This window comes from Microbispora sp. NPDC049125 (genome assembly GCF_040802045.1).
Classification (GTDB): domain Bacteria; phylum Actinomycetota; class Actinomycetes; order Streptosporangiales; family Streptosporangiaceae; genus Microbispora.
Map to the genome: position 1 here is coordinate 446,192 of NZ_JBEZDW010000001.1, position 26,182 is coordinate 472,373.

Consider the following 26,182-nt stretch of genomic DNA (forward strand, 5'->3'; position numbering starts at 1 on the left):
CCGTACGCCGGGGAGAGGCGATCGATGAGGCCGCTCGACTTCCTCGGCCGTATCAAGGCCAAGCTCGGCATCGTGATCGTCCTCGCCGTCGTGGCCGCGTTCGCGGTGAACGAGGCGGGCATCGCCGCCGGGCTGTCACGGGAGATCAGGATCGCGATCGCGGTCGTGCTCGCGCTGATCATGGTGCAGCTCCTCGCGCGGGGGATGATCCGGCCGCTGCGCGAGATGGCCGCCGCAGCGCAGACGATCGCGAAGGGACGGTACGGCCTGCGCGTGACGGCCACCAGCAGGGACGAGGTGGGCGAGCTCGCCAGGGCGTTCAACGCGATGGCCGCCGACCTGGGGAAGGTGGACCGGCAGCGGCGTGAGCTCGTGGCCAACGTCAGCCACGAGCTGCGGACGCCGATCACCGGCCTTCAGGCCGTGCTGGAGAACGTCGTGGACGGCGTGTCCCAGCCGGACCTCGACACGCTCGGCACGGCTCTCGCCCAGACCCAGCGCCTGGGCCGGCTGGTCGCCCAGCTGCTCGACCTGTCCAGGCTCGACTCCGGCGCCCGCCTGATCGACCCGGAGGAGCTCGACCTCGCCTCGCTGTGCCGGCAGGCGGCCTCCGAGGCGGCCATCGCGCGTGACGACGTGACCGTGGTGAGCCGTGTCCCCTCAGGGATCGCCGTGTTCGCCGACCCCGCCCTGCTGGCCCAGGTGCTGGCCAACCTGCTCGACAACGGGGTGCGGCACAGCCCGCCGGGCGGGACCGTCGTGCTGGAGGCTCGCCGGTCGGGGACGGCGTTGGAGATCAGCGTCACCGACTCCGGCCCCGGCATCCCGGCGGCGGAGCGGGCGCGCGTCTTTGAGCGCTTCTCGCGGCTCGACGCGGGCCGGGCCGCGGACAGCGGCGGGGCCGGGCTGGGGCTCGCGATCGCCAAGGAGATCGCCGAGTTGCACGGCGGCTCCGTCTTCGTCGGCGACTCTCCGGGTGGCGGGGCTCCTGGCCGTACGGCGGAGGGGCGTGAGATCGAGCCCGGCCCGGCGGCGAGCGGGGCTCGCTCCGGAGGCTGCCGCATGGTCGTGGCGTTGCCCGCAGAGGCCGTGATCGGCGGCGCCGCGACCGGCCGCGAGCCGTTCACCGGCCCGGTCGGGGTCGCGGGGCCCGGGGCCGGAGACGACCCCAAGACGGCGGGTGACGGTCCGCCGGCTGAAGAGGCGGGCTCCGGAGGCGGTCTTGGCCGCCCGGCCCGCACCACGCCTCAGGCGGTGGACGCCGACCGCGGCGTCAGGGCCGAAGGCGCCGTCACGGCAGTTGGCGCCGAGAGCGCCGGGACCGTGGAAGGAGTCGTCACCGGCGGTGCGGTGGCTGGAGAGGTTCTCACCACCGACGAGAGGGCCGGGCCTGCCGAAGGCGCCGTCCCCGCCGGGAATGTCGTGGCAGCCGGGGGTGCCGGCTCGGTACGGCCCGCCGTGCCGGTCGCGTACCTTCCGGGCGCGCATCCCGCCGAGGTGAGGGTGGGGACGTTCCGCGCGGCCCTCGGAGCGGCGATCGGCATGTTCGGGGGCTTCGCGGCCGGGTTGTTCGTCGCGTTCTTCCTCGGCCTCTATCTCGGGGGTGTGTACGGGCCGATCGCGATGCTGCTGTTCACCTGCGGAGGCGCGGCGGCGGGGGCGGCGATCGGCTCCTCCTCGGGGGCGGGCCGCGCCCGCAGAAGTCCTCCGCCACCGGCCTGGGACGGGGTGGCCCGCCACGTTCCCGCCTCCGCGGCGACCGACCCGGCCCGTATGACCCGCACGACAGGCGCCGGCACGCACAGCACCACCAGCACGGCCAGTACGGCCAGTACGGCCAGTACGACCGCCATGACGGACACGACCAGGACAGGACGGGGTGGGCGCGTGCCGAATCCTGACGACCCCAGGACAGCCCGCGAGATCGGGACGGCCGCGCCGGCCTCCCCGGGCTCCTCGATCTCCCACAGCCCCACGGCGGCGGCCTCGGCCCCGGTCGCGGGAACGGTCCCCTCCGGCAGCGTGGCGGCGGAACACGCCGGCGGCTCACCGCCGATGCCATGGCCGCAGCCGTCCATTCCCGCGGGGACGACGGTCGCGACGGCCGGGCCACTCGGTCAACCCGGCCCGCCCGGTCAAGGGGCCCCCGTGTTGTCCCCGCACGCCGTCCAGCCGGCTCCGGCGTACGGGCAGGCGCACTACCCGCCGCCGCCTCCCTACGTGCCCCCACCCCTGTTCCCCAGGCCGGAGCTTCCGGACGCGCCTCGGTGGCTTCTGCCGGTGGTGGCCGCGGTGGGGCTCGTCGCCGCGATCGCCCTGCCGTACGCCTCGACCGGCCTGGGGCTGGTCCTCACGGCGGTCGTGATGGGTGCGGCGGTGCTGCCCGCGCTGCTCATCCACGGGCGGGAGCGGCTCACGCCATGGACGGCGGGCCTCGGCGTCGTCGCGTACGCCCTGGTCTCGGTCGCGCTGTTCCGCAGCGCCGACTGGCTGGTCGCGCCCGCGCTGCTGGCGGCGTTCGGCATCGCGGCGCTCGCGCTGTCGGGCGGAGGGAGCGGCTGGCCGGGCGTGATCAGAGGAGGCGCGTCGGTTCTCCTCGCGGTCTTCCCGCTGCCGTGGTTCCTGTCCGGCCCGGTCAGAAGCCTGATCCGCCACCGCAGATTGCTGCCGACGCTGATCAGCGTGGGCCTCACGGTGATCCTGCTGGGTGTGTTCGGGCTGCTGTTCTCGGCGGCGGACGCGGTGTTCTCCGCGTTCGTGTCCCGCCTGCCCCGGGTGCCCGACTGGGCCGACGGCCTGCCGCCGCGGATCTTCGTTTTCGCGGTGTTCGCCGTGCTGGTCGCGGCGGCCGTGCTGGTGGCCCTGCGGCCGGTGGCCGAGCCGGCGAGCCCCGACCTCCGGATGCCCATCTCCCGTGGCGTGTGGATGATCCCGCTGGTCGGCCTGAACCTGCTGTTCGCGTTGTTCGTCGCGGTGCAGATCACGGTGCTGTTCGGCGGCAACCGCCGGGTCCTGTCCACGGCGGGGCTGACCTACGCCGAGTACGCCCGGTCGGGATTCTTCGAGCTGATGACCGTCAGCCTCTTCGTACTGGGCATCGTCGGGGCGGCGGTGGCGCTGCTGCGCCTGAGGAACCGGGGGGACCGGTGGGTCCTCGCCGTGCTCCTCGGGCTGCTGTGCGCCTTCACCCTGGTCGTCCTCGCGTCGGCGCTGCACCGCCTCGGTCTCTACACCGACGCGTACGGCCTGTCCCGGCTGCGCGCGGCCGTGGGCGCGACGATCCTGTGGCTGGGGGCGGTGTTCGTGATGGTCCTGGCCGCCGGCGCGGTCCGGCTGAGAGGGGGAGGCGCGGGCTGGTTCTCCCGGTCGCTGGTGCTGCTCACCGGGGTCTCGCTGCTCGTGTTCGCCGTCTGGAACCCCGACGCCCGGGTGGCCGAGACCCAGCTCACGATCCGGGGGGTCGCCCGGCTCGACCACAACTACCTCGGCGATCTCGGGGCCGAGGCCGTGCCGACGCTGGACCGCCTGCCCGAGCCGGCCCGCAGTTGCGTGCTTCGCGACGTGGTCGCCGTGAACCACCTGGACCGGCCGGACGGCTGGAACGGCTGGAATCTCGCCCGCGCGTCGGCCCGCGACCTGCTGAAGCGGCATCCGGTGCTGGAGACGGCGAACTGCCCCGTCTCCCGGTACGCGGGATCCGGCGACTGATCCGGGGTTGAATCGGACGGGTGACGTTCGATGTGGTGATCAGCGGTGGCCAGGTCGTGGACGGGACCGGCGCGCCGGCGTTCCGCGCCGACGTGGGAGTGCGCGGCGGCCGAGTGGAGGCCGTGGGCAGGCTGGAGGCGGCGCGGGCCGCCCTGGTCGTCGACGCGGCGGGACGGTACGTCCTGCCCGGGATGATCGACTGTCACGCCCACGGCGACGCCGCCGTCTTCGACCGGGAGGTCCAGCGGGCGGCCCTGCGGCAGGGCGTGACGACGTTCGTGCTCGGCCAGGACGGGCTGTCGTTCGCGCCGACCACGTCGGCCGCCGCGTTCGACCACGTCCGGCGCTACTTCGCCGCCGTGAACGGCTCGCACCCGTCGGCCGACGGGCCGGTGGGGGTGGCCGAGCTGCTGGCCGGCTACGACCGGGCGACCGCGCTCAACACCGCCTACCTGGTGCCCCACGGGACGGTCCGGTTCGACGTCATGGGGCCGGGAGAGGCGGCCGCCGGCCCCGACGAGCTGAGGGCCATGCGGCGGCGCGTGGAGCTCGGCCTGTCCGAGGGCGCGGCCGGCCTGTCGTCCGGCCTGGAGTACGCCCCCGGCCGGTACGCCGATGCCGGGGAGCTGGCCCACCTGTGCGCCCCGCTCGGCGGCCTGCCGTACGTGACGCACATGCGCGGATACGGCGCTCAGGCTCCCGTGGGCATGGCGGAGGCCGTCGAGATCGCGCGGCGCTCGGGCGCCGCTGTGCACGTCTCCCACTATCACGGGCCCGCGGCGACCCTGCTGCCGCTGGTGAGGGACGCCCGGGCCCAGGGTGTGGACCTCACCTTCGACACCTACCCCTACCTGCGCAGCAGCACGATCCTCGCGATGGTGACGCTGCCGCCCTGGGTGCCGGCCGCCGACACCGACCGTGCGCTGGCGCTGCTGGAGTCCAGTCGCGTACGGCTCGCGCGCGAATGGGAGGCGCTGGACGACGCCTGGCCGAGGATCACCCTGTCGCACGCGCCGGGGTTCGAGTGGGCGGAGGGGATGACGCTGCCGGCCGCCGCCGCCGAGCACGGCGTGGAGCCGGCCGAGTTCTGCCGCACCCTGCTGATGGAGACCCGGCTGGAGGCGGGCTGCGTCATGGCCCGCCCCGACGAGGGCCCGGCGGGAGAGGAGTCGGTGCGGGCGATCCTGCGCGATCCCGGCCACACCGGCGGCTCCGACGGCATCTACGTGGGCGGGCATCCCCACCCGCGGGGGTTCGGGGCCTTCGCGCGCTACCTCGGCAGGCACGTCCGCGAGCTGGGCGACCTCACCTGGGAGCAGGCCGCCGTCCATCTCGCGTCCCACCCCGCGCGCCGTTTCGGGCTGCTCGACCGCGGGCTCGTACGGCGGGGGCAGGTGGCCGATCTGGCCGTCGTCGACCCGGCCACGGTGGCGGACACGGCGACGTACGACAACCCCCGGTCGCCGGCCGTCGGTGTCGGCGACGTGCTGGTCGGCGGCGTGCCCGTGCTGCGGGGCGGGAGGCTCACCGGCGCGACGCCCGGCCGGGCGCTGCGCCCCACCGCATGATCATTCGAGTGCTCCCCGGAGCGGGCACCGGCGGGGCGTTCCAGTACGATCCAGCCAGGTGGTGCATACCGGGCGGCGGACCCGGAGGCGGGCCCGGGGCGGACGAGGGGGCGACGTGGAATTCGCGGATCGCCTGGCGCTTCCCGAGATCCTGGTCGGCCGGCGGACGCGCGGATTCCTGTGGCCGGGCCCGCCGGTGCCGGGGGAGCGGTTCGCGTCAGGCCGCCACTCGCTGTTCGACGGCTCGTTCACCTGGCCGGTGATGGTCGCCAAGCGGACGGCGCTGGATCACAACGTCGGCACGCTCGCCGCGTTCGCGGAGCGGCACGGGCTCGCCCTGGCGCCGCACGGCAAGACGACCATGGCGCCCGCGCTCTTCCAGGCCCAGCTCGACGCCGGGGCGTGGGGGATCAGCGCCGCGTCCGCCGCTCAGGTCCTGGTCCACAGGTCCGCCGGCGTTCCCCGGGTGCTGCTCGCCAACGAGATCCTCGACGCGGCCGCGCTGCGCTGGCTGGCCGGGGAGATCGAGCACTTCGAGTTCCTGTGCTTCGTCGACTCGCTGGAGGGCGTCCGCGCCCTGTCCGAGGCGGCCGGAGCGGTGCCGTTCCGGGTGCTCGCCGAGCTGGGGCACGTCGGCGGCCGGACCGGGTGCCGGGGCCTGGCGGAGCTGATGGAGGTGGCCGCGGCGGCGCGTGACGCCGAGGGCGTCGAGCTCGCCGGGGTGGCCTGCTACGAGGGCACCCGCGAGGGCGCGGAAGAGGTGCGCGCGTTCCTGCGGGATCTGCGGGACGCCGCCGAGGCGGTCGCCCCCCACGTGCCCGGCCGCCTGGTCGTCTCCGCCGGGGGCAGCGCGTGGTTCGACCTGGTCGCCGAGGAGCTCGGCCCGCTGACAGGCGAGCTCGGGGCCCTCGTCATCCTGCGCAGCGGCGCCTACATCGCCCACGACGACGGCTTCTACCGGGAGCGCACACCATGGAACCGGCTTCCCGGCGAGGGGCTGCGGCCCGCGCTGGAGGTGTGGGCCCAGGTGCTCTCGGTGCCGGAGCCGGGCCTCGCGCTCGTCGGCATGGGCAAGCGGGACGTCCCGTACGACATCGACCTGCCCACCGTCCGTGCCGTACGGCGTGGTCCCGCCGAGGCGGCCGTCCCGCTCGGCGGGGTGACGGTGACCCGGGTGCAGGACCAGCACGCGTACCTGACTGGGGAGGGGCTGCGGCCGGGCGACCTGGTGTCGTTCGGCATCTCCCACCCGTGCACGGCCTTCGACAAATGGCGGGTCATCCCCGTGGTCGACGACGATTATGTCGTCGTCGATCTGATCGACACGTGTTTCTGAGCACGCACGACCGAGCAGCGGCACTGATTCCAGGAGCGGTGAACATGGGTGGCAAGCAGGAGATCAGGACGTCCGCGGCGGCGCCGCCGGGGGCGTGCTCGCCGTGCCCGGTGCGCACGACCGCCGGCTCGGGCCTGCCGGCCGGCATCCTCGCCGAGATCGACTTCGTGGCCCGCAAGGGTCGCTGAGGATGGACAGCAGCATTTACGTCTTCGTCGAGGACCTGCGCGGCGAGGGCGTGGACAAGGTCCTCGACCGCGTGGCGGCCTACGGCGTGGCGGGTGTCACCGTGGCCGCGGCCTACCACCAGGCGAGGGACGTGACCCCGCACGGCGCCTCCCGGCTGACGCTGCGGCGCGACGGCGTGCACTTCCCGCCGCCCGAGGACCTCTTCGGCGGGCTGCGGCTGCCGGTGCCCGTGCAGGAGGGCGCGGAGGGGCAGCCGATCGCCGAGCTGCGGCGCGCGTGCGCCGGCCGCGGCCTGCGGCTGCACGGCTGGACCGTGTTCCTGCACAACACCACGATCGGCCTGGCCGAGCCGGCGGTGACCGTGAGCGACTGCTTCGGCGACCGCGGATCCCCGGCCGACCTGTGCCCGTCGAATCCCGATGTCAGGGCGTACGCGGTGGCGCTGGCGCGCGCGGTCGCCCGGCAGGGCGTGGACACGGTCGTCGCCGAGTCGCTCCATTTCGGCACCTTCCGGCACGGTTACCACCATGAGCGCTGCTTCGTGGCTCTCGGCCCCATGGACGCCTTCCTGTTCGGCCTGTGCTTCTGCCGCCACTGCATGCGCCGGGCCGCCGACCTCGGCGTGAACGCCGAGGCGGCCAGGCAGGAGTGCGCCCGCATCGTCGCCGGCGTGCTGGACGGCGACCCGCCGGCCGAGGGGGAGGTCACGCGGGCCGCCCTCACGGCGTACGCGGGTCCGGAGGTGGTGGCGTACGCGCGTGCCCGCTCGGAGAGCGTCACCTCGCTGGTCGGTGAGGTGTCGGCGGCGGTCACCGCGGAGGGCGCCGAGCTGACGTTCCTGGATTCGACGGGGGCGTTCAAGGCCCACACGGACGGACGGCCCTCCGGGGGGCTGTCCGCGCACGACGCCTGGCAGCTCGGCGTGGACCTCGTCGCCCTCGGCGACCTCGTGCCGTCGTTCGCCGTGGCGGCCTACGCGCGAGACGCCGAACGCGTGGCCGACGACATCGCGGCCTACCGCCGGTCGGTGGGCAAGAACCGCGAGCTGCGCGCCGTCCTGCGCCCCGGCATGCCGGACACCGACTCGGGGGAGCGGCTGGCGGCCAAGGTCCGCACCGCCAGGACGGCCGGAGCCCAGGCGGTCGACTTCTACGCGTACGGCCTGACGCCCTTCGACGCGCTCAACCGGATCCCCGGCGCTCTCGCCTGAACGTTCCAGGCGCCGGCGTCGCGCTCAGGCGGAGTCGCGGACGACCAGCTCGGTGGGGAGGATGACCGGGGTGGCCGGGCCGCCCGTCAACAGGTCGAGCAGGAGCTGGACCATCGCGGTGGCCTGATCGGCGATCGGATGCCTGATCGTGGTCAGCGGCGGCTCGGTGTAGCGGGCGGCCTCGATGTCGTCGAACCCCACCACGGCCACGTCGTCCGGCACCCGCCGGCCTGCCTGCCGCAACGTCTGCAGCGCGCCGATCGCCATGAGGTCGTTGCCGGCGAAGACGGCGTCCAGCTCCGGGTCGTCCTGCAGCAGGTGCCGCATGGCCACCGCGCCGGACTCGCGGGTGAAGTCCCCGACGGCCACGATCGAGCGCCGGTCCGAGTCGCGCAGCGTCCGGCGGTATCCGGTGAGCCGGTCCTGACCGGCGATCATGTCCTGCGGCCCGGCGATCGTCGCGATGCGCCGCCGCCCGCGGTCCAGCAGGTGGCGCACCGCCGTCTCCGCGCCCCCCACGTTGTCGTTGTCCACGTACGGCAGCGGCACGGGGACCGTGGGCCTGCCGTACGACACGACGGGGACGCCCATCCGCGTGATGGCGGCGGGCAGCGGATCGGCGCCGTGCATCGAGATCAGCATGACGCCGTCGACGTGGCCGCTCGCGATGTAGCGCTCGATCCTGGCGTGGCTCTTGGCCGAGCCGGCCAGCATCAGCACGACCTGCTTGTCGGCGGCCTCCAGCTCCAGGCTCGCCGAACGGATGACCGTGGAGAACATCGGGTCCTCGGAGAAGACCCTGGTCGGCGGCTCGGACACGATCAGCGCTATGGAGTCGGTCCGCTGGGTGACGAGGCTGCGGGCCGCCGAGTTCGGCACGTATCCCAGCTCGTCGACGGCGCGTTTCACCGCGTCCCTGATCTGCGGGGTGACCGTGAGCCGGCCGTTGACGACCCGGGAGACGGTCGCGCGGGACACTCCCGCCCGCGCGGCGACCGCCTCCAGTGTGGGTCGTTTCATGCGTCCCCCTGGAGGCCGTTCGCCCGATGCTCCGCCGCGCTCGGGGAGCACGCCGGGCCCCGGACTCGATGCACACGATGCACACGATGCACACGATCGCCCGACCTTCGTGGTTCGGACCACTCGATTGTGCAACAGCGACCTGTGAGATGGGACCACTGATCCACGCGGCCTCGCGAAGCTGCACGAAACGCCGCGAAACCCTACGCAAGGACGCGGAGCGGTTCCGGTACGGCCGCGCCGCACCGGAACCGCTCCGGCGTGTCATCCGGTCGGCGCGACCGTCTCGGGCGCCGAGGGCTCGCCCGGCCCCGTCTCACCGGTCGTCGGCGGGACCTCGCCGGGCGCCGAGGGGGGCGTCTCCGTAGGCTGCCGGCCGGGCTGCTGCGCGCCGCCCATGCCGTGCCCCGGCCATTCCGGGCGCGTGACGTCGACGAGCATCAGGGCTCGCGGCTGGTCGCCGGGCGTGCCGACGACCCAGACGGTGTCGCCGGTCTGGACTCCGGCCAGGCCCCTGACCCCGGCGACGAGCCGGGTGCTCTCGTCGACGGTGTAGGTCCGCGCGGCGCCGTTGTCGCCGCTGACCGAGATCGAGCCGCCCTGCACCGCGGTGACCGTGCCGGTCTGGCTGGTGAACGTCTGGTACCCCCCGGCCTGCCCCTGTCCCGGGGGCGTGGGCGCGCCCGGCTCGCCCGGCATCGTCGTCTCGGACGTGTCCGGAGAGGGCTGAACCTGGTGATCGGGGAGGGCGGCGGCCGTGGCCACACCGGCGCCCGTGGCGACCGCCAGCGCCGTCGCCAGGCCGAGCAGGAGGCGGCGCGGAGCCTTCGGCCGCGACGGCCTCTCGGCGGGAACCTCAGGCGCTCTGAATTCGGGATCGGACATCGAAATGCTCCCTCTGCTCGCTGCCTTTGCTCGTGCGGGGCCTTTGCTCGTGCCGTGCGGCCAGGCTGTGTGGTGGGTCCGTGTGCGATGCGGGTGGGCTCACGCTTGGTCCGCACCCGTACGGTGTCATGCGGGCGGCCACGCGCGGGCTGCCCCGGACATGCATCAGGCCATGCGTCAGGCCATGCGTCAGGCCATGCGTCAGGGCATGCGTTAGGGCATGGCGAAGCCGCGCTCGGTCCCGCCGGGTTGCGAGACGGCCCCCCAGGGGCACTCCTGAGCGGTCCGCCCGATCGATCCGGTTCCCAGTCAGCCGCCGCGGCGTGCCGGTCGGCCTGCTCCCGGATCCCCTGGCCGCCCTACCCCGTCGAGCAGGGCGTTCACCGACCGATCGGTAAAGTCCTCGTCCAGGGGCAGTTGGCGGAACACCACCCGCAACCAAACGGCCCCCGCGAGCAGGTCCATAATCATCATCGGATCGGTGGACTCGTCGATCTCGCCACGCTCGCGGGCCCGTTCGAAGACGGGCATCTCCCGGGCGAATCGGTCGGCGAAGAACGCCTTGGCGGCCATCGCGAGATCGGGACTGTTGACCGCGGCGCCGAGCGCCGCCACAGCGACGTCGGACGCCGGAGGCGTCGTCAGCAGCCGGGCCGTGCCGCGCAGCAGCGCCTGCAGGTCCCCTCGCAGGCTGCCGGTGTCGGGCACCTCGAAGTCGAGCACCCGGGCGTCGATCAGCGCCGAGCCGAGCAGCGCCGCCTTCGACGGCCACCAGCGGTAGATCGTCGTCTTGTTCACCCCGGACCGGCCGGCCACGCCCTCGATCGTGAGGCCCTCGTAGCCCTTCTCCGCCAGGAGTTCGAGCGTGGCGGTGAGGATGTGGTCCTTCTTCCGTGGCGCCATGGGCCAAGCCTAGTGCGACGCACCGTTGTGTTGTATTTTCGAGGTAATGCAACGCAACGTTGTGTCGCTTTCTGGAGGTGGGGCATGCCCCTTCCCGTCGTCTTCATCCACGGCATACGTGTCAGTGGCACGATGTGGTCCCCGGTGCGGTCCTGCCTCACCGCCCCGTCGGCCGCTCCCGACCTGCCGGGCCACGGCTCCCGGCGCGGCGTTCCGTACGACACGGACGCGGCGTGCGCGGTGGTCGCCGAGACCATCGAAGAGCTCGGCGGCCGTGCGCTCGTCGTCGGCCTGTCGCTGGGCGGCTACGTCGGCATCTCCGTCGCCGCGCGGCACCCCGCACTCGTCGCCGGGCTCGTCGCGATGGGCTGCACGGCGCGGCCCGACTGGATCGGCGCCGGGCTCTACCGGATCGCGGGGCGCCTCGCCGCCGCCGACCCGGAGCGCGCCGACAAGATGAGCCGGTACGGCTTCCGCCGCGCCCTGCCCGGAGTCGCCGGGGAAGCGGTGGTGGAGGGCGGCGTGCACTGCGAAGTCATGCCGTCGGTCGTCGACGCCGTCGCGGCCGAGGACCCGGTCGCGTCGCTGGCGACGTACCCGGGACGCGTCTGGCTGGTGAACGGCTCCCGCGACCCGTTCCGGGTGGACGAGCGGCGGTTCCTGCGCGCGTGCCGGCACGGGAGTCTCACCCACATCCCGGGCAGGGGCCATCTGACCGTGCTCGCCGACCCCGCCTGGCTGGCCGGCTACATCGACGGCGCCGCCCGTGCCGTGACCGGCTGCGCCTGCGCTGCCTGACGAGGGTCGTGCGAGGACCGTGCGTGGGATCGTGTGGCCCGCGTGTGGAGGCCGGACCGATTTGTGGTCAGTCGCGAGGGTCGTCGCTCTTCGCCAGGTCCCGCACGATCTGAATCAGCTCGGCCGGATCGAACGGCTTGGTGAGATAGGCGTCGACGCCGATCTCGAACCCCCGCCGCCGATCGTCCTCCTGCGCCCGGGCCGTGATGAGCACGACCTTGATGTGACGGGTACCCGGGTCGGCCCGCAGCCGGGTGGCCGTCTCCCAGCCGTCCACGCGGGGCATCATCACGTCGAGCGTGATCACGTCCGGGTTCACGTCGTGCACCCGGTCGAGGCAGTTCTGCCCGTCGTACGCCGACTCGACCTCGAACCCCTCAAGTGTCAGGTTGACCGCGATGAGCTGCCGGATGACCTCGTCGTCATCCACGACCAGCACGCGCCCCATGAGCTCACCCACGGCGCCAAGCTAGCCGGTAAGGGAGGCCTGCCGTGCGGTTTTGGCGATCTGGGTGCTTCCCCGCCCGCCGGGGCACGGGGTCGCCCCCGGTAATGGTGTGACGAGTGGCCTTCAAGTCCTGGTAGCCTAGTTTCCGGTTGAGCCCCCTTAGCTCAGGGGATAGAGCACCGGCCTCCGGAGCCGGGAGCGCAAGTTCGAATCTTGCAGGGGGCACCAGACCTTGACCAGCGGATCCAGCCGCTGACCAGGGCGAACAGCACAGGAACGGGCGGGTCTCCAGTCTCACGGAGTCCCGCCCGTTCTCATTGATGCTCGCGAGTTGTGGGCCAGTTGTGGGCCAGGTCTCCAGCCCCCCTAGGACTACCTCATCCGCCGGTTGTCCAGCCTCTTGCCAGCCGCTCACACGTGAGATAGCCGTGCGGAGAACTTCCCCGCTGCTGCCGCACGCGCTGCCACTCACCTGTCTGTCATCGTCAGCCAGGTGGACATGCTTGCATGCCCAGGTCTTGCCGGCTTCCATCAGCGAGGCATGGGCCGCGGGTAGTCAAGGCGCCCAGAGTCTGCGGTGCCAAGTTTTAGCTGAACGAGTCGCCGTTTGGCCAGATCTTCACGGCCAATTCAGCCAAGAGTGCTTGACGTTCCCGAATCCCTTCGGGGCGCCAAAAGTTTGCCGATGGCTCCCATACCCTTCGAATTTCAGTTGACCTTGTCACCAATAGTAGCGACTCTTCGTAGAGATGACTCTTCTCAGGATATGGGCGATTGGAAGCTGTTTGATTCTTTTTTCCATGCAGCAAAGTCTGGTTGCCTAGGCGTGCTGCCCACCTATTGTGCTGCTCCCCTGGTCGGTCGCCGGGCTGATCTTTGAGAATCCAATCGGGCGGAGGGTTTTGGGGATAGATGTGCTCAACGTGCACAACCTTGCTTCCAGCAACCTCCACTTCATCAACGCCCTCCTTTTTTCGCATGAACTGTTCGATCTTTGTTAGCAAATAGCGAGCCTGAAAACTCTTTGATATGGACACGTTTCCGAAGTCTGTCTGGAAGGCGTCATCGTCCGGAAGGGCGTCACTGATGCGCGATACGGCGGACTCCACCCGGGATCCACTGGAAAGCTCCTTTGCTGCCTCAAATATGACCTCCTCAAGAATGGTAGACTCCCGCCGGCCGACTAGAGTCCACCGTACGTAATAGCTCAGAGCGACTTGTGCTAGCTGCTGTAGATCTCCGTACTCGTTATCTTCGGAAGCTGCGAGAAGGAGTGGGTATAGTGCGTCGGCGCTTAGGGCCTTCACTTCTGCCAAGTACGAATCCATGCCTACGTGGCCTGTCGTACCGGCGATCAGGTCCATGTAACGCTCTGAGTCGGACCGCAGTTCGGCGGCGAAGCTTCGGACAGAATATGCTTGAACTTTCTTCTCGAACCTCTTTTCTAGGTTGGTTCTAATTGTTGTGTATAGGCTGTGAGTTTTAACATCGCCATGTCGGGCAACCCATGAGTGGCGCAAGAAACGCTCGATTTCCTCCCGCTTGTCGAAGCCTTGCAGGAGGAAGTCCCAGGTTTGATTTACGCGATCTTTTTCGTCCGAGTCCAGACTTTTTTCCATAAGGAAGTTTCTCACGAGATCCACCGTCGACAGATCTTTGCCGCGGGAGTTTATGGTTTCGAACACCTCGTTTGCATCACTGGATGTCGGAGTCTGTATCTCGACGAATACGAGTCCATCAATTAAACAGTTAGAGAAGTCCTCAACCCAGTCAAGTTGGTCTTCAATGTGATCCATTTCGGAGAGTTTTTGGGCTATCTTGAGGTCAAAATTAGACCGCGCTTGGATGATGAGTTGATGTGACGGATTTATAGGCTTCTCTACTCTTTCGGGTTGCCCTTGGGTTTCGTCCCAATTCTGGATGTAGTCTCGAAAAAAATCTTTGTCGAATCTTGATAGGGTTAGAAAATATTCCATAGGCTGACGGCGACTGGCCTTTCTCGCGATGTAGTCGCGCTGGAGATTCGTTGCTTGGACTCTGGATTCCGCTGTTCCGATTGCCCATAGTGCGTCTCGCAGGGCTGATAGGAGAATGGTTGAGGTCGTCAAGCGCTGCTGGCCATCTAGTAGTGCCCTGGTTTTGACCTGCTCGTCAGTGATCGTGACGATTGGGCCAATAAAGTATTCCGAAGAAGCCTCACCTCCAGTTGCTCGCGACTTTGAGAACTTCTCGACATCGGTCCAGAAGGTATCCACTTCCTTCTTGGTCCATGCGTATTGGCGTTGACTGTCATCCGGAACCGTTACAACCGGGTTATTTGCCCCAATTAGTTGCCCTAGGGTCTGGCGGGCGGCGTGCTTGATGATGGCCATAATTTGTCCTTTCGACGGGATGGCAAGCATACATCCGGGTCGCGACGTCACTCAATGATGCTGTAAGAGAGAGTGGCGTGACAGGGCGGCAGCAAGAGGCCGCGCGCCCTGTGAGGTCGCCGGGCTTGATGTGTGACTTGTCGGGCTCGCCCTCTCTCGACCTGGTTGAGAAGAGGGTCTCCGGGAAACCTATAGGTGTGGTTCCCGCGACGTCGGATTCCATAACCCGCGGGTAGTGCTCGTGTCCACGAAATTGGAGTGTTGTATAACCAGACTGCGTGGAATTCGACGATCAGCGCATGTAGTCCCTATTCACAACGCTTCTCCGCCGAAGTTTCTGTCGGGCTGTAGTGCTGCTTCGATGCGTTGATTGATCTCATGATGCCGGCCATCGAGGCACTTTGCGTACCGCCTGAGAAGGACTTCGACACTGTTGCCGGCGCGGGCGGCTACTTCGGTGGCATCAATTCCCGCATTTAGCCATGTGGACAGGGCGGCGTGGCGGAGGTCGTATGGGCGGCCGGCCAGTGGAGAGGCGGCCTGTTGCGGGGGGAGGGCCAGCCGTCGCGCTTGCTCCCACGCTCGTGAGTAGGTGGACGCGCCCAGGATGCCGCCGCGCTCGTTACGAAAGAGTCGTCCATCGGAGGCGGTACCGAACTCCTCGATGTGGGCGCGGAGGTAGGCAACCAGTTCGGGCGGGATGGGCACCTCGCGGACGGCGCGGGCGTCGCGTTGCTTCAGGCCGCGCTCATCGTGAACGGTTCCCGCGTCGGTCCACTGCTTTCCGCTGCTCGGGCGGGTCTTGGCCAGTGTGAGCAGTCCCCACCCTTCCTTGGGCAGGTAACAGTCATTCAGACGAAGCCCAACCGCTTCCGCAGGCCGCAGGCCGGCGAAATAGAGGGTGGCGTAGAAGGCAATCAGTCGGCGGCCCCGGGCGCGGCGCCAGCTTCCGACATAGGAGACCGCAGTAAGTAATTCGCGGGCTTGCTTTGGATTGACGACAACACGACGGTCAACGGAGTCATCTTTCGCGATGTGCTTTCGCTTGACGCGCTTGAGCGGATTCTCGGCCAGCTCGCCGAGGTCAACCGCATATTCCAAGGCCGTATTCAGGCCTCGGCGGCGGCGGCCGGCAGTCTCCGCGGCGGCCGGCCGCTGATCGAGGGTGAGCGTGAGCGCCTCGGCAACCCGCCGGGCCACGATCGGATCTGCCATGTCTGCCAGTGGAAGAGTGCCCTCATGGAGAACCTGGATGGCCTTGTCGAGGCCAGTCGGTACGGCGTCATCATCGCTGTGAGGAATGAGCGTCCATTGCAGCGCGGCACGAACTTCCTTTCGCGGCAAGTCAGCCGATTCACCATCGAGCATCGCGAATGCAGCTACAGTCAAGCTGTCCACGATGCTCTCTCGGGTCTTCGCGGCGGCGGAAGGCCATCGCATCTCCACGTACTCACGCGCGAACTCGAAGTAGCTCTTTTTAGGCTTCTCTGGTTCGCTCGGCAGCATGGACTTAGGAAAGCCAGTGTCCGTGTCGAACAGCTCGCCTCTCTGTGCTGCTTTCAGGAGATCGGCGCGGAAGCTGTCGGCGAGAGCCTTCGTGAGAAAGGACTTGGACTTGGACTCGGTCGCAACCTTCCATCGAAGCTCGTACGGCTTGGCGCGGCCTTTGCGATTGCGGATAGCCCAGATTACGACATCATGAGTCAGCATGCGTTGGCCTTTCGTCATGCGGCGTCGCGTTCGAACGCGGAAATCCAGGCGTCGAGGTCGGCGCGCCGGATGCGAACCTTCCCGTTGGGGAACTTTATGGACTTGGGACCGCGGCCGGTCTGTAGCCAGCGGTAGAAGGTGGACTTCGGCACGTCGATCTCGTCGAGCACTTCGGCGATGGAGAGCATGTTCTTGGTGCGCATGGTCATGGTCGAAGCTGCCTTTCGGCGTGATGGATCGGTGCGCTTGCGGCCTCGGGGCGCGGCTGTCACGAGGCCGCGTGGACAGGTGGGCGTGCACGTTTGAGGGGGTGAGCCGTACCAGCCGTACCAGCCTCGTTTTTGCTGGTCAGGGCTGGTACGGCTTTTTTCGTGGTACGGCTTGAGCCGTACCAGGGTTTCAAGCCGTACCGCTGTGACCTGCGGAATTGAGGCTGGTACGGCTGGTACGGCTTCCCCTCTCGATCGGGACCACAGCGGCCTGCGGGAGGGAGTCGGCGGTGGGGCAGTAGCGCTGCCAGGCGTCGGCGAAGTCGCCGCGGTGGTAGCCCTTGGCCTGCCCGCCGGGGAATCGGATCGTGGCCGGGCGGATGTCGTACTCGCGCAGAATCGTGCCGAGCTTCATCGGGGTCAGGCCGGCGGGTCCGAAGTCGGCCCAGCCGCTTTCGGGGTCGACCTTGAGCCGTTCCAGCAGGACGGCGGTAGGCAGAGCGGTATCGGCGCCGAACGCGGTACGGCAGTCGGCGAGGAGCCGGATGCGGGTCGAGGTCTGGTCGTTGTCGTCGGCTTCGGCGGTCAGGGCGAGGGCGGCGATGCGGGCGCGTTCTGGCCAGTGGGCGCCGGCGTGGTCGGCGACGGCCATGAGGGGTTCCCAGGTGTCGGCGGCGCGGTCTTCCAGCGGCATGACGGGTTCGGCTTTCTCCAGGGTGGGCAGGTCGGCGCGCAACCAGGCGGCGAGGTCGCCGGCGAGGTGGCGCAGGGGTGGGCGGTCACGTTTGTGCCGGTAGGGGGCGACGGTTTCGCCGGGGCCGCGGCGGCGCATGCGGATGACGACGGCGCGGTCTTCGATGGTGTCGGGCATGGCGCCGATGCCGGCGAGTGCGGCCATGGCGAAGGTGGGGATGGATTCCACGCGGTTGGCGGCGGCGTCGTAGCGCTTGGCGGGGCGGTTGCGCTGGTGGCCGGCGTTCAGCAGTCCGCGCAGGTCCTCATTGCCGTCTGCTTTGGGGCCGAAGATGGTGTCGGCCTCATCGACCAGCAGGGTGGGCGGGTCGTCGGTGATGGAGCGGTAGACCGCGGCGGGTGAGGAGTTGACGGTGATGAACGGCTCGTGGCAGGTGGCCTCCACGACGTCGAGGAGCCGGGATTTGCCGCAGCGCTTTTCGGGGGCGCGGATGACCAGGCGGGCGGCGTGTGCCCAGGCGGGTTGGGCGTGGGTGGCGGCGATCCACAGTGCGACGGCGTCGGCGGACTCGGGGGTCGGCAGGATCACGTATCGGGCCAGGGCGGCGTGTAGCTGGTCGAGCAGTGCGGCGCCGGTGGGTGGTGGTGGTTGGGTGGGGCGGGTCATGGTCGTGTCCCTCCGGGTGGTGATGTGCGCGAGGGGGTGGGATGCGACGTGATCAGGTGCGCATGCCAGCGGTGATCCCCGCGGTGATGACAGCGGCGATCTCGCGGGGGCTGTTGGGGTCGCCTTGGGCGTTGGCGGCCTCGGCGGCGCCGTGGAGGGCGTGCTCGACTACCTCGCGGGGCAGCACGCCGCGGGCGATCAGCTTGCCGAGCTTCCATGCGGCGAGGTTGAGAGCGCGGTTACGGGTGCCGCGGGGGGCGCCGGCGACGCGCTCGACTTCGCCGGTCAGGGCGGCGTGCCCATAGCGGGACAGCCGGGCACGGTCGAGGCGGTCAAGGGCGACGGGCGGGGTCGTGCTCGCCGGCGTGGGCGGGGGTGCGGTGAGTCGTTCGGCGAGCCAGGCAGGCAGCGGCGCCGGCGGGGTCGGTTTGGTGACGGTGTAGGCACCGGCGCCGTCGCGTAGGGCCACGTAGCTGCCGGGGCCGACGACGTAGCCGCCGCGGGCGCGGGTGTCGATCAGCCAGCCCAGACCGTTGCCTTTGTCGCCGGAGGTGTTGCCGAGCGTGGCGCCGTGCGGGGCGGTGAAGTACAGGTGCCGGCCGCCGCGGCGGGTGGTGACAGTGAAGGTGTCGAACGGTAACGGTTGGCCTGCGTGCTCGCACAGGACGGCAAGGACGTCGGCGCCGTCGTTGACGCCGGGTAGATCCCACCGCGGGGGTGGGGTCTGGCCGGGCTTGGGCTGGTCGAGGTCGATCACCACCAGGCGGGAGGGGCCGCAGGCAATGCCGATGTTGTACGGCTGTCGCGCCCAGCATCGGCGGATGCGGTCGGGGTCGGTGGTGGCGTGCTGTTCCCAGGCGGTGAAGTTGCGGAGCGGGTACTTGCCGCGGGGGGTGAGGGGGAAGACGCGCCAGCCGCGGTCGGCGGCCTCCAGCGCCGCGGCGATCAGCTCACGAGACATGCGTGCTCCGTTCCGGTCGGTGCCCGTGCGGGCGGGTGACGGGGAGGCGGAAGCGGTCAGAGGGGGGACCGTCCCCCACTTGGTGGCTTTTGTCGGGCGGGTCGGTAGGCCACCAAGCGGGGGGCGGTTGTGGTCAGGCGGCAAGGTGGTCCCTGCCGGCGGTGGCGAGGTCGGCGAGTACGGCGGCGGTGATCGCCTGTTCGTGGCACACCTTGTGCACCGGTTGGCCGTCGTCGTCGCGGAAGTGGGCGGTCTCGTGGCAGTAGCGGCACGGGTCGGGGCGAGGGCCGCGGTAGCGGACACAGTTGGTGCAGCCGGGCGGGTGGCGGGGCGATGAGCCGGGGCCGGCGGTGACCCGTACGGTGCAGCACAGGACGCAGCCGGTGCGGTGGCGCAGCATGGGCCGGGCGGGCTTTCCCCAAATGAGGACGATGCGCCGCCCCTGGTGTAGCCGGTAGCGCTCGCCGCGGTAGGTCACGATGCCTTCGGGGTCCATCGGTCAACCCCTGGTTAGAACGGCGGCTCGTCGCCATCCCAGCCGCCGGCGCCGCCGGGCGTGCCGGTCGAGGCGGGGGCGCCGGTGTGCCAGGGGTCGGCCTCCGCCCCGCTGTTGCCACCGCTGTTGCCGCCGCTGGCGGCGTCGGTGCGGGTGCGGCTGGTCTTCTTCACCTCGGCGGTGGCGAAGCGCAGGGACGGGCCGATCTCGTCCACGGTCATCTCATAGACGGTGCGGCGTTCGCCCTCGGCGGTGTCGTAGGTGCGCATGCGCAGCCGGCCAGAGGCGATGACGTGGGTGCCGCGGGTCAAGGACTCGCACACGTGCTCGGCGAGGTCGCGCCACGCGCTACAGCGCAGGAACAGCGCTTCGCCGTCTTCCCACTGCTCCAGCCGCTTGTTGTAGGTGCGGGAACTGTTGGCGATGGTGAACCCGGCCACGGCGGTTCCGGTGCCGGTGTAGCGGAGTTCGGGGTCTGCGGTCAGGTTGCCGATGATGGTGATCGTGGTCTCGCCGGACATGGGTGGCCTTCCTTTCCGGGGGTCAGCGGGTGCCGGACAGCAGGGCGGACAGGTGATGGGCGGTCGCGGTCACGAACTCAAAGCCGTTGTGGGTGGGGCGGAACCGGTCCAGGTGGATGCGGTGGGTGGTGCCGCGCATGTCGCGGGCGTTGCCGAGCGAGGGGTTGTTCACGATGCGCTGGACGTCGTAGGAGTTAGTCAGGGTGGTGCAGATGGCGTGCCGGCCGTCGATCGCGGTGATCAGGACGGTTCGGCCTTGGGCGGACCGGTCGGCCCACAGGCTTCCGGGCGTGACGGCGTAGATGGACTGGATCTTGCGCATGCCGGGGGTTCCTTTCGGGGAGGCGGTCAGCGGGTGCCGTCGCGGAGGCGGCGGGCGTAGGTGTAGAGCTGCCAGCCGATGCGGGGGCGCATCCCGGTGCCGTTGCAGGCGCGGCAGGTGCGGTTCGTGCCGCCGGGCCGGCACTGGACGCAGGTCCCCCAGGGGGAGACGAGACACCGACCGATGTAACACAGAGTGATGATGGGTAGGCAGACGACTAGCAGGGCGATGGCGATTGCCACAGGGCCTCCAGGGCCGGTTCCGGGGTTTTCGCAAGTGGCGCTCTAGGCGCTAGGTCGCTGGTAGATCGGCGAGTAAGGCTCTAGCGGGGCCTCTAGACCTAGAGGGTGCGGCCTCTAGGTCTAGAGGTGATCCGGGGCTATGAAGCGGCCTCGGTTCCCTTCCGCTTGTCACGCTCGGTGATGGCGGTGATGATGTCCGCGCGGGCGATGCCGATGCGGTTGGCGCCCTTGCCGCCGCTCTCCGGGGTGCCCCAGACCTGACCCGTCTTGATGCCGTAGGGCTTGAGCGCGGTCGTGAGTTGTCCGGTCTTGGCGCCGCCTTCCAGCTCGGCCCATGGCCCGTAGACCTCGGGGCGCAGCTCGGCCAGCCGGTCTACGACCGTCTCGTTCCACACCTTGGCTTCGGAGGTGGGGACCACCGCGGCGATGTCGGCGAGCAGGTCGTAGGCGGGGGTGATCTGCTCGGGGCGCTCGCCGGCGGCGTGTCCGGACAGCATGCCGGCGGTCTCCCGCAGGGCGCGGGCGCGGTCGGCGATGCGCTGGGTGGCGGGGGTGTCGAGGTAGGCCGTGCGGACCACCTTTGGCATCGGGGTGGCCCCGACCAGGTAGCCGATACCGGCGTCTACCTTGGGCTGGAACACGGTGGCGCGGATGCCGTTCTTGTAGGCCGACGTGCCCAGGATCATGTCGTTTTCGAGCTGGCCGGCGACCCGCAGACAGAACCGGATGGACACGTTCGCGCTGATCCCGGTGGGCAGGCTGTCTTTGTCCGGGCGCTGGGTGGCCAGGATGAGGATCACACCCAGGGCGCGTCCGAGCTTGATGATGAACTCGGCATCATCGCCGGCCTTGTCGCCGAACTCGGGGTGCGCGAACAGGTTCTGGCACTCGTCGATGATGCACACCAGCGGGTGCAGGCCAAGGGTGCGCTTGTCGGCGATTTGACGGGTGACCTTCCGGTCCGGGCACAGGTCAGCGGGAAGGGCCTTCAGCGCGCCGGCGCGGCGCATCACCTCCTTACGCAGCAGCGTCAGCGAATCGGCGGCGTAGCCGATCGCCTCATCCTCGATCCCGGACACATACCGGTGGCAGACCGGCTCCAGCGGGTCAAGGTCGCCGGTGCCCTTGAGCTCTTGAATCCACAGCTCCACCGTGGGATCGAGGGCGGCACCGGAGGCGAGTACCCGCACTGAGGCGGTCTTGCCCTGGCCGGGCTGGGAGCCGATGAGGATGTTGTGCTCGATGACGGGCACGGTGATCGCCCTACCGCGGGGGTCGGTCCCGAACGGGATGCCCTTGAACACATCGTGGCCGCTGGCCTTGGTCAGGGGCGACTTGACGACGGTCTTGGACAGGTCCTTGTCCCCCACCCAGAGGATCAGCCGTCCCTCGTGGATCGTGCTGTCGCCTTCGGGCCAGATGCAGCCCAGCGGGCGGCGCAGCGCGGACGCCATGCGGTCGCGCTTGTCCATCACGTCGGTGACGGTCACGCCGTACGGCAAGTCGATGTCGGCGCGCCAGCCGGGACCGTCGCGGGTGATCGGGGCAACGAACCGGATGGCATCCTTGGGGCTCTTGGACATGGCCTGGGTGATGCCAGCGATGCCCAGCACCGTCAGGGCGCGGATCACGATGTCGCTGGTCAACTTCTCCACCTGGGAGGCGACCACCGCACGCTCGATCAGCGGCCGGTCGGCCGGCTTGCCGATGACGCCCAGCACCCCCAGGGCGACGGCCAGCGCGACCCATTGGGCGACGGCCGGGGCGTTGGCCACGATGATGGATGCGATCAGCAGCGTGACCAGCACGACCAGGGTGATCGGGACGCGCAGCCGTACGCGGGCATCCCGCTGCCGGGAAACCTTCAGGTACGCCTCGGGGTCGGCCTTGCGGACCGTGGCCAGCCGTACCGGCTCCCCTTCCAGGTCAAAGACCCACTTGACGAAACCGCCGGCGACGCGGGCAAAGCCGCGGGGCGAGCGGACGGCCAACCTGCCGGCGTACAGCGGGGCGCGAGTGAGCTGGAAACCGGCCACATACGCGCTATGCCGTGCGATCCATCGCAGGGTCGCCAGGGCATCGGTGCGGGAGCGCAGCCACAGCGGCACGATCGGCCGGCGGGATCGCGCCTTGTCCTCCAGCTCGCTCAGCCAGTCGCGCCGCTCGGCTCCCGGCTGGTCGACGCGAACGATGCGACCGTCCAGGGGCGGCGCGTCCGCGGTCGCCGGCATGGCGGTCGTGGCCTCATCTGCGGCGGGGAGGGTCGAGGCGGGCGAGGGGTGGCGGCCGGCGCGGGCGGTATCCAGGTGGACGACGTCCGCGCCCCTCCCGTCGTCCCCTCCAGGGTTGGGATGCTCCGGCGGTAGGCCGGCCGGGTCGCTGGAGTCGTAGGGGATGTGCGTCATGATGAAGTCACCTCGTGCTCGCTGATGTGGCGCGGGTGGCAGGGCGCGGCCGTTGTCTTGGCGGATGGGGCCGCGTCCTGCGTGTCGTCGCTGTCGCTGTCGGTGTCGTCGTCGGGCAGTTCATTGGGGCCGTAGTCGGCGACCACGAGCACACCGACCACCCAGCCCTCGGAGGTGATGCGGCGGCCCAACAGCCGGGCCTCGGTGCCGACCGGTCCGGGGTCGGCGAACAGGGCTTCGGCCTGGTGCAGGTCGGTGAGGTCGAGCGTCAAAAGCCGGTGGCTGTTCTTGCGGCGCAGCATCTCGGCGTGGACAGCGCGCAGGGTGAGGAGTAGATCCTCGGGGGTGTGGTCGCCGACGCCGGTCGGCTGGCCGGTCAGGGTGGCGAGGGCCGCCAAGTCGCTGGGATTGGTGGCGTCGAAGTCGTCGCTGGGCAGCAGGTCGGGGACGGGCGTGGTCATGAGGTCACCTCGGTGTGCTGGTCGGCGCGGTGTCCGCAGCAGGTGCGCCGGTGCTCGGACATGGCCGCGTGGATCTGGGCGACGGTGCGCCGGCGGGTGAGGAGCATGCGGATGCCGGTGGACACCGGGACGGCCAGGCAGGCGAGGCTGGCGATGAGGGCGAAGGGGAACATGGCGGGCGGCTCCTTGGCCTACTTGGTGGGAGGGTTGAGGGCGTCGCGGACGTCGCGGGCGTCGTTCATGCCGCAGCCGAGCACCCGCTGAAGCCGGTAGGCGGACGGGGCGGCGGGCAGGTCCCCGGAGGCGATCAAGGCGCGGGCACGCTCGATCAAAGCGGGCACGTTCGGCCCCGCGGTTCTTACCGGATCGTGGGTGTTTGCGCCGTACGTAAGGCCGGTAAGCCGTTCCCCGCGCCCGTGATCCAGGGCGGTGAACGCGGCCAAGATGATCGGCAGGGCGGTCACCACGGCCACCGCGACGACCGGTCCCAAGATGTGCAGCACCAGCCGGGAGAAGGAGAAGTCCTCCCCCGCCGGGAGCGCCCACGGCAGGTGCGGCCAGGCGTTCATGCCGAGCGTCAGCCCCAGGAACAGCCATTCGATCCGGACCAGCTTGGGATCGTTGAGCGGGGTGCCGCGCGTGCCCAAGTAGGCGCGGGCGCCGACGACAACCAAGAGCGCGAGGCTCATGAACGGCTCGACCAGCCACGCGAACAGCCAGCCCGGGGACCCGGCCGGGGCGCCGGCGGCGGCGAAGGACTGCACGCCCGCGGTAGACCAACCGAGCGCGAGCGCCAGCGACACCATGGCGGCGGTGACCAGGACGCGGCGCATCCTCGCGGCCTGCCAGGCGCGCATCGCGGGGTCTTGGGCCAGCTCGTGCAGCCGAGCGGCCTCGTGCGCGGCCTTCCGGTGACGGCGGACCTTGGCCGTGTCCAGCATCAGCGGCGTCTCGTCGGCTTGAAGGTCGCGCAGTAGCCGCGCCTCGGTCACCTCGGCGCGTAAGCGCTGGACACGCTTGGTATCCCTGTCGGCTGGGGACGGCGGTGCGGGCGGGGGTTGTGCGGACAGGTGGCGTTCGATCTCGGCCAGACCTCGCGAGATGTCTTCTGGTGTCGGCTCCGGGATGGGAGATGTGGTGCTCATGGGTGCCTCCGTCGGGGGCATCGGTCGATGGTGATGTCGCTTGAGGTGTCGATGCTCAAGCCCATGCGAGAGGTGGAAACGTCAATCACGCACGATGCGTTTCGCCTCAGGAATTGACCCTGGCATCGCGGAATTTGACTCTGTCTTGACTGATAGGGGGTGTGCGTTCACCGTCGAAAAGGATCGAGATGTTCCCTTCTCAAGGCGAGGGATGGAGGGGCCAGATCGCAATGAGCACCACTGATGCGAGCCAACGGTCCGAAGACCGTGACCGTGGCGGATTGAATTTGAACAATCGGCTACTCATGCAGGTCCCTGCCGATCAGGCAACAGACTTCTGGTCGGTAGGTGACGATGACAGCGGGGGGATCGTGGTGACTGGGGCCAGCGCTCTAACTGCCGCATCCACGAGAACTCACAAGATGACCCGACCAGTCCTGGTGGATCGCCGTCGTTACTCGGGGCGCGGTCGACTGCGCGGGACAGCGAGGTTCGATCCTTCCTGGATCGAGAGTCAGCGCGCCCTGAGCACGACAACCGTGCTCACCGACTCCGGGTACGTGGGAGAAGGCGATCAGGAAGCCCTAGTCGCGATCCTGGAGCAGACGACACGGGCTGGGGACAATGTGTGCGCTGTCCTCCCGCTACACATCACCTGGCTTGCCGATCCCGGCCTGAAGCTGTTAGTCGGCGAGGTGAATCAGTATCAGGTGCCGGTGGCGCTCGTCCTGGAGCACGCTAGTGACCCACTCAGTACCCAGAGGGCGGTTACTGGGCTTAAGAATCTACTCAGTCAGGCGCAGGTACCGGTCAGTCTGCTGTGCACCGACATCTCTGGTTTGGGTGCGATCGCTTACGGGGCGGCATGGGCGGCAGTCGGAGTTACCTCCGCGTTGCGGCATCTGTACCCGGCCGACAAGAAAGGTCCTCCCTTCAGACCATCGCCGGCGCGGCATGCGATCGTCCCGCGGTTGATGACGTTCATGAACGTTGAACGCATCGCCGAAGGCTGGGCTCGGGCTCAACTTCACGCGGATTTGGATGAGAATCTGTGGCGCTGCTGGTGCACAGAATGCGGAAACCGCACCATGGATCGGTTCGTCACCTGCACGGATCTCAGCCTCGCTATCCACAACGTCAGCATTCTGGATGATCTCCACCAGCAGATCACTGGGCCGGAGTCATGGAAGCGGGCGATCAGTGACGCGCTGGGCTGGTACCTGTGGATGCAAGACGAGTATCACCTCACGTGGGACTCGCCGGCTTTCATGAACGCCTGGCTGCCCAAGTCCTGGCGTTGAGTGGTCTGCTGCGACAGTACGGCGTCATAGACGATCTCCTCCACCAGGCGGTGGACCCATGTCCGCTCCATACCGATGTCCGCATCAGGGACCTGGATCACCTTATGAGGCTCTTCGGTGGTCACCAGGCCAAAGCCGTGATAGATGGCCTCGGCTCGCACCGCATCCCGGTACGCGATCTCCGCGGGCAGGACGGCCACGCGGGCACCGAAGGCGGCAAATCCTGCCAGGTTCGTCCGCGCGGACCGCCATGAGCCTCCTATAGTCACGGCTCCGCGGATACGCACTGGTGACGGCCGCCCGAGAAACGAGGGATCGACGTGTGCCCGGCAGTGCAGCAACAGGGCATCGGCCGAGGGTACCAATCCTGCTTCCTGCCGCCTGGCATGCTCGCCTTCGTCCAACTCGCACACCACCAGGCGCCGCGTGCTGAGCGCGCGTACTGTAACCACCTGGCAGCCCTGCCACCCCAGTGAAGCAAGTACGCCCGATGAGAGGCTGCGCACAAGGGAAGCGGGTCGGGTCGTCATGGCCCACCACCCTGCCCACTCCTCCGGGATGATGCACCGGCCGTTGCCCAATCGTCACCTCGATCTACACGACGGGTGAGCC

General features: G+C 69.4%; 25 protein-coding genes and 1 tRNA gene. 8 read left to right on the plus strand and 18 right to left on the minus strand.

What is annotated here, in order from left to right; translation table 11 throughout:
• The first annotated feature begins 24 nt into the window (after window positions 1-24).
• The 5 genes from AB0B72_RS01910 (at window position 25) to AB0B72_RS01930 (ending at window position 8,011) form a co-directional block, all read left to right on the plus strand.
• On the plus strand, window positions 25-3,708 hold the full coding sequence (locus AB0B72_RS01910; RefSeq protein WP_367736374.1) for a DUF4153 domain-containing protein: 3,684 nt from the start codon (window positions 25-27) through the stop codon (window positions 3,706-3,708).
• 20 nt (window positions 3,709-3,728) lie between these two features.
• A complete protein-coding gene (locus AB0B72_RS01915) occupies window positions 3,729-5,276 on the plus strand; it encodes an amidohydrolase family protein (RefSeq protein WP_367736375.1) in 1,548 nt (515 codons plus the stop codon).
• Window positions 5,277-5,391: 115 nt separating this feature from the next.
• Window positions 5,392-6,612: an alanine racemase gene (locus AB0B72_RS01920; RefSeq protein ID WP_367736376.1), complete on the plus strand. Its 1,221-nt coding sequence runs from the start codon at window positions 5,392-5,394 to the stop codon at window positions 6,610-6,612.
• A gap of 44 nt (window positions 6,613-6,656) precedes the next feature.
• On the plus strand, window positions 6,657-6,800 hold the full coding sequence (locus AB0B72_RS01925; RefSeq protein ID WP_367736377.1) for a hypothetical protein: 144 nt from the start codon (window positions 6,657-6,659) through the stop codon (window positions 6,798-6,800).
• 2 nt (window positions 6,801-6,802) lie between these two features.
• Window positions 6,803-8,011, plus strand: coding sequence for a hypothetical protein (locus AB0B72_RS01930; RefSeq protein WP_367736378.1), 1,209 nt, complete (start codon window positions 6,803-6,805; stop codon window positions 8,009-8,011).
• A gap of 24 nt (window positions 8,012-8,035) precedes the next feature.
• Here the strand turns inward: AB0B72_RS01930 and AB0B72_RS01935 are convergent, their stop codons facing one another.
• The 3 genes from AB0B72_RS01935 to AB0B72_RS01945 form a co-directional block, all read right to left on the minus strand.
• Window positions 8,036-9,031, minus strand: coding sequence for a LacI family DNA-binding transcriptional regulator (locus tag AB0B72_RS01935; protein WP_367736379.1), 996 nt, complete (start codon window positions 9,029-9,031; stop codon window positions 8,036-8,038).
• 264 nt (window positions 9,032-9,295) lie between these two features.
• Window positions 9,296-9,916 carry a hypothetical protein gene (locus AB0B72_RS01940; protein ID WP_367736380.1) on the minus strand — a complete coding sequence of 207 codons (621 nt, stop codon included), beginning with the start codon at window positions 9,914-9,916 and terminating at the stop codon, window positions 9,296-9,298.
• A gap of 309 nt (window positions 9,917-10,225) precedes the next feature.
• Complete coding sequence (locus tag AB0B72_RS01945) at window positions 10,226-10,819, minus strand: TetR/AcrR family transcriptional regulator (protein ID WP_367736381.1); 594 nt, start codon at window positions 10,817-10,819, stop codon at window positions 10,226-10,228.
• A gap of 84 nt (window positions 10,820-10,903) precedes the next feature.
• Here AB0B72_RS01945 and AB0B72_RS01950 point away from each other — a divergent pair, with 84 nt between their 5' ends.
• A complete protein-coding gene (locus tag AB0B72_RS01950) occupies window positions 10,904-11,617 on the plus strand; it encodes an alpha/beta fold hydrolase (RefSeq protein ID WP_367736382.1) in 714 nt (237 codons plus the stop codon).
• A 67-nt stretch (window positions 11,618-11,684) separates the two neighbouring features.
• Here AB0B72_RS01950 and AB0B72_RS01955 read toward each other — a convergent pair whose 3' ends face one another.
• The gene (locus AB0B72_RS01955; protein ID WP_367736480.1) at window positions 11,685-12,065 is read right to left on the minus strand and encodes a response regulator transcription factor; all 381 of its coding nucleotides are present in this window, start codon (window positions 12,063-12,065) and stop codon (window positions 11,685-11,687) included.
• Between the two features lie 153 nt (window positions 12,066-12,218).
• Between AB0B72_RS01955 and AB0B72_RS01960 the strand changes: the two genes are divergently transcribed.
• Window positions 12,219-12,293, plus strand: a tRNA-Arg gene (locus AB0B72_RS01960).
• Window positions 12,294-12,652: 359 nt separating this feature from the next.
• Here the strand turns inward: AB0B72_RS01960 and AB0B72_RS01965 are convergent.
• The 13 genes from AB0B72_RS01965 to AB0B72_RS02025 form a co-directional block, all read right to left on the minus strand.
• Entirely contained in the window at window positions 12,653-14,437 is a 1,785-nt protein-coding gene (locus tag AB0B72_RS01965; protein ID WP_367736383.1) for a DUF262 domain-containing protein, read from the minus strand.
• A gap of 312 nt (window positions 14,438-14,749) precedes the next feature.
• The gene (locus AB0B72_RS01970; protein ID WP_367736384.1) at window positions 14,750-16,147 is read right to left on the minus strand and encodes a tyrosine-type recombinase/integrase; all 1,398 of its coding nucleotides are present in this window, start codon (window positions 16,145-16,147) and stop codon (window positions 14,750-14,752) included.
• 14 nt (window positions 16,148-16,161) lie between these two features.
• Complete coding sequence (locus tag AB0B72_RS01975; RefSeq protein ID WP_367736385.1) at window positions 16,162-16,356, minus strand: helix-turn-helix transcriptional regulator; 195 nt, start codon at window positions 16,354-16,356, stop codon at window positions 16,162-16,164.
• A 190-nt stretch (window positions 16,357-16,546) separates the two neighbouring features.
• Window positions 16,547-17,716, minus strand: coding sequence for a DUF3631 domain-containing protein (locus AB0B72_RS01980; protein WP_367736386.1), 1,170 nt, complete (start codon window positions 17,714-17,716; stop codon window positions 16,547-16,549).
• Window positions 17,717-17,768: 52 nt separating this feature from the next.
• Complete coding sequence (locus AB0B72_RS01985) at window positions 17,769-18,677, minus strand: bifunctional DNA primase/polymerase (protein ID WP_367736387.1); 909 nt, start codon at window positions 18,675-18,677, stop codon at window positions 17,769-17,771.
• A 133-nt stretch (window positions 18,678-18,810) separates the two neighbouring features.
• The gene (locus AB0B72_RS01990; protein WP_367736388.1) at window positions 18,811-19,173 is read right to left on the minus strand and encodes a hypothetical protein; all 363 of its coding nucleotides are present in this window, start codon (window positions 19,171-19,173) and stop codon (window positions 18,811-18,813) included.
• Between the two features lie 14 nt (window positions 19,174-19,187).
• The gene (locus AB0B72_RS01995; protein WP_367736389.1) at window positions 19,188-19,694 is read right to left on the minus strand and encodes a single-stranded DNA-binding protein; all 507 of its coding nucleotides are present in this window, start codon (window positions 19,692-19,694) and stop codon (window positions 19,188-19,190) included.
• A gap of 22 nt (window positions 19,695-19,716) precedes the next feature.
• Window positions 19,717-20,016, minus strand: a complete 300-nt coding sequence (locus AB0B72_RS02000; RefSeq protein WP_367736390.1) for a hypothetical protein — start codon at window positions 20,014-20,016, stop codon at window positions 19,717-19,719.
• 26 nt (window positions 20,017-20,042) lie between these two features.
• Window positions 20,043-20,258, minus strand: a complete 216-nt coding sequence (locus AB0B72_RS02005; protein ID WP_367736391.1) for a hypothetical protein — start codon at window positions 20,256-20,258, stop codon at window positions 20,043-20,045.
• A gap of 137 nt (window positions 20,259-20,395) precedes the next feature.
• Complete coding sequence (locus AB0B72_RS02010; protein WP_367736392.1) at window positions 20,396-22,663, minus strand: cell division protein FtsK; 2,268 nt, start codon at window positions 22,661-22,663, stop codon at window positions 20,396-20,398.
• On the minus strand, window positions 22,660-23,124 hold the full coding sequence (locus AB0B72_RS02015; RefSeq protein ID WP_367736393.1) for a hypothetical protein: 465 nt from the start codon (window positions 23,122-23,124) through the stop codon (window positions 22,660-22,662). The genes AB0B72_RS02010 and AB0B72_RS02015 overlap by 4 nt, the downstream gene beginning before the upstream one ends.
• Complete coding sequence (locus tag AB0B72_RS02020; RefSeq protein ID WP_367736394.1) at window positions 23,121-23,297, minus strand: hypothetical protein; 177 nt, start codon at window positions 23,295-23,297, stop codon at window positions 23,121-23,123. The genes AB0B72_RS02015 and AB0B72_RS02020 overlap by 4 nt, the downstream gene beginning before the upstream one ends.
• A gap of 18 nt (window positions 23,298-23,315) precedes the next feature.
• The gene (locus tag AB0B72_RS02025) at window positions 23,316-24,269 is read right to left on the minus strand and encodes a hypothetical protein (RefSeq protein WP_367736395.1); all 954 of its coding nucleotides are present in this window, start codon (window positions 24,267-24,269) and stop codon (window positions 23,316-23,318) included.
• Between the two features lie 230 nt (window positions 24,270-24,499).
• On the opposite strand from AB0B72_RS02025, the gene AB0B72_RS02030 reads away from it, so the two are divergent.
• Window positions 24,500-25,570 carry a hypothetical protein gene (locus AB0B72_RS02030; protein WP_367736396.1) on the plus strand — a complete coding sequence of 357 codons (1,071 nt, stop codon included), beginning with the start codon at window positions 24,500-24,502 and terminating at the stop codon, window positions 25,568-25,570.
• Here the strand turns inward: AB0B72_RS02030 and AB0B72_RS02035 are convergent.
• The gene (locus AB0B72_RS02035; RefSeq protein ID WP_367736397.1) at window positions 25,510-26,100 is read right to left on the minus strand and encodes a hypothetical protein; all 591 of its coding nucleotides are present in this window, start codon (window positions 26,098-26,100) and stop codon (window positions 25,510-25,512) included. The genes AB0B72_RS02030 and AB0B72_RS02035 overlap by 61 nt on opposite strands.
• Window positions 26,101-26,182: the final 82 nt, after the last annotated feature.

What these genes read in the sequence shown, in the direction of transcription:
- AB0B72_RS01995 (WP_367736389.1), bottom strand. Translation starts at nt 19,694, where the DNA reads ATGTCCGGCGAGACCACGATCACCATCATCGGCAACCTGACCGCAGAC.
- AB0B72_RS02020 (WP_367736394.1), bottom strand. Translation starts at nt 23,297, where the DNA reads ATGTTCCCCTTCGCCCTCATCGCCAGCCTCGCCTGCCTGGCCGTCCCG.
- AB0B72_RS01975 (WP_367736385.1), bottom strand. Translation starts at nt 16,356, where the DNA reads ATGACCATGCGCACCAAGAACATGCTCTCCATCGCCGAAGTGCTCGAC.
- AB0B72_RS01980 (WP_367736386.1), bottom strand. Translation starts at nt 17,716, where the DNA reads ATGACCCGCCCCACCCAACCACCACCACCCACCGGCGCCGCACTGCTC.
- AB0B72_RS01930 (WP_367736378.1), top strand. Translation starts at nt 6,803, where the DNA reads ATGGACAGCAGCATTTACGTCTTCGTCGAGGACCTGCGCGGCGAGGGC.
- AB0B72_RS02015 (WP_367736393.1), bottom strand. Translation starts at nt 23,124, where the DNA reads ATGACCACGCCCGTCCCCGACCTGCTGCCCAGCGACGACTTCGACGCC.
- AB0B72_RS01935 (WP_367736379.1), bottom strand. Translation starts at nt 9,031, where the DNA reads ATGAAACGACCCACACTGGAGGCGGTCGCCGCGCGGGCGGGAGTGTCC.
- AB0B72_RS01950 (WP_367736382.1), top strand. Translation starts at nt 10,904, where the DNA reads ATGCCCCTTCCCGTCGTCTTCATCCACGGCATACGTGTCAGTGGCACG.
- AB0B72_RS01965 (WP_367736383.1), bottom strand. Translation starts at nt 14,437, where the DNA reads ATGGCCATCATCAAGCACGCCGCCCGCCAGACCCTAGGGCAACTAATT.
- AB0B72_RS01970 (WP_367736384.1), bottom strand. Translation starts at nt 16,147, where the DNA reads ATGCTGACTCATGATGTCGTAATCTGGGCTATCCGCAATCGCAAAGGC.
- AB0B72_RS02000 (WP_367736390.1), bottom strand. Translation starts at nt 20,016, where the DNA reads ATGCGCAAGATCCAGTCCATCTACGCCGTCACGCCCGGAAGCCTGTGG.
- AB0B72_RS01955 (WP_367736480.1), bottom strand. Translation starts at nt 12,065, where the DNA reads ATGGGGCGCGTGCTGGTCGTGGATGACGACGAGGTCATCCGGCAGCTC.
- AB0B72_RS01910 (WP_367736374.1), top strand. Translation starts at nt 25, where the DNA reads ATGAGGCCGCTCGACTTCCTCGGCCGTATCAAGGCCAAGCTCGGCATC.
- AB0B72_RS01990 (WP_367736388.1), bottom strand. Translation starts at nt 19,173, where the DNA reads ATGGACCCCGAAGGCATCGTGACCTACCGCGGCGAGCGCTACCGGCTA.
- AB0B72_RS02025 (WP_367736395.1), bottom strand. Translation starts at nt 24,269, where the DNA reads ATGAGCACCACATCTCCCATCCCGGAGCCGACACCAGAAGACATCTCG.
- AB0B72_RS01940 (WP_367736380.1), bottom strand. Translation starts at nt 9,916, where the DNA reads ATGTCCGATCCCGAATTCAGAGCGCCTGAGGTTCCCGCCGAGAGGCCG.
- AB0B72_RS02030 (WP_367736396.1), top strand. Translation starts at nt 24,500, where the DNA reads ATGAGCACCACTGATGCGAGCCAACGGTCCGAAGACCGTGACCGTGGC.
- AB0B72_RS01945 (WP_367736381.1), bottom strand. Translation starts at nt 10,819, where the DNA reads ATGGCGCCACGGAAGAAGGACCACATCCTCACCGCCACGCTCGAACTC.
- AB0B72_RS02010 (WP_367736392.1), bottom strand. Translation starts at nt 22,663, where the DNA reads ATGACGCACATCCCCTACGACTCCAGCGACCCGGCCGGCCTACCGCCG.
- AB0B72_RS01925 (WP_367736377.1), top strand. Translation starts at nt 6,657, where the DNA reads ATGGGTGGCAAGCAGGAGATCAGGACGTCCGCGGCGGCGCCGCCGGGG.
- AB0B72_RS01985 (WP_367736387.1), bottom strand. Translation starts at nt 18,677, where the DNA reads ATGTCTCGTGAGCTGATCGCCGCGGCGCTGGAGGCCGCCGACCGCGGC.
- AB0B72_RS02035 (WP_367736397.1), bottom strand. Translation starts at nt 26,100, where the DNA reads ATGACGACCCGACCCGCTTCCCTTGTGCGCAGCCTCTCATCGGGCGTA.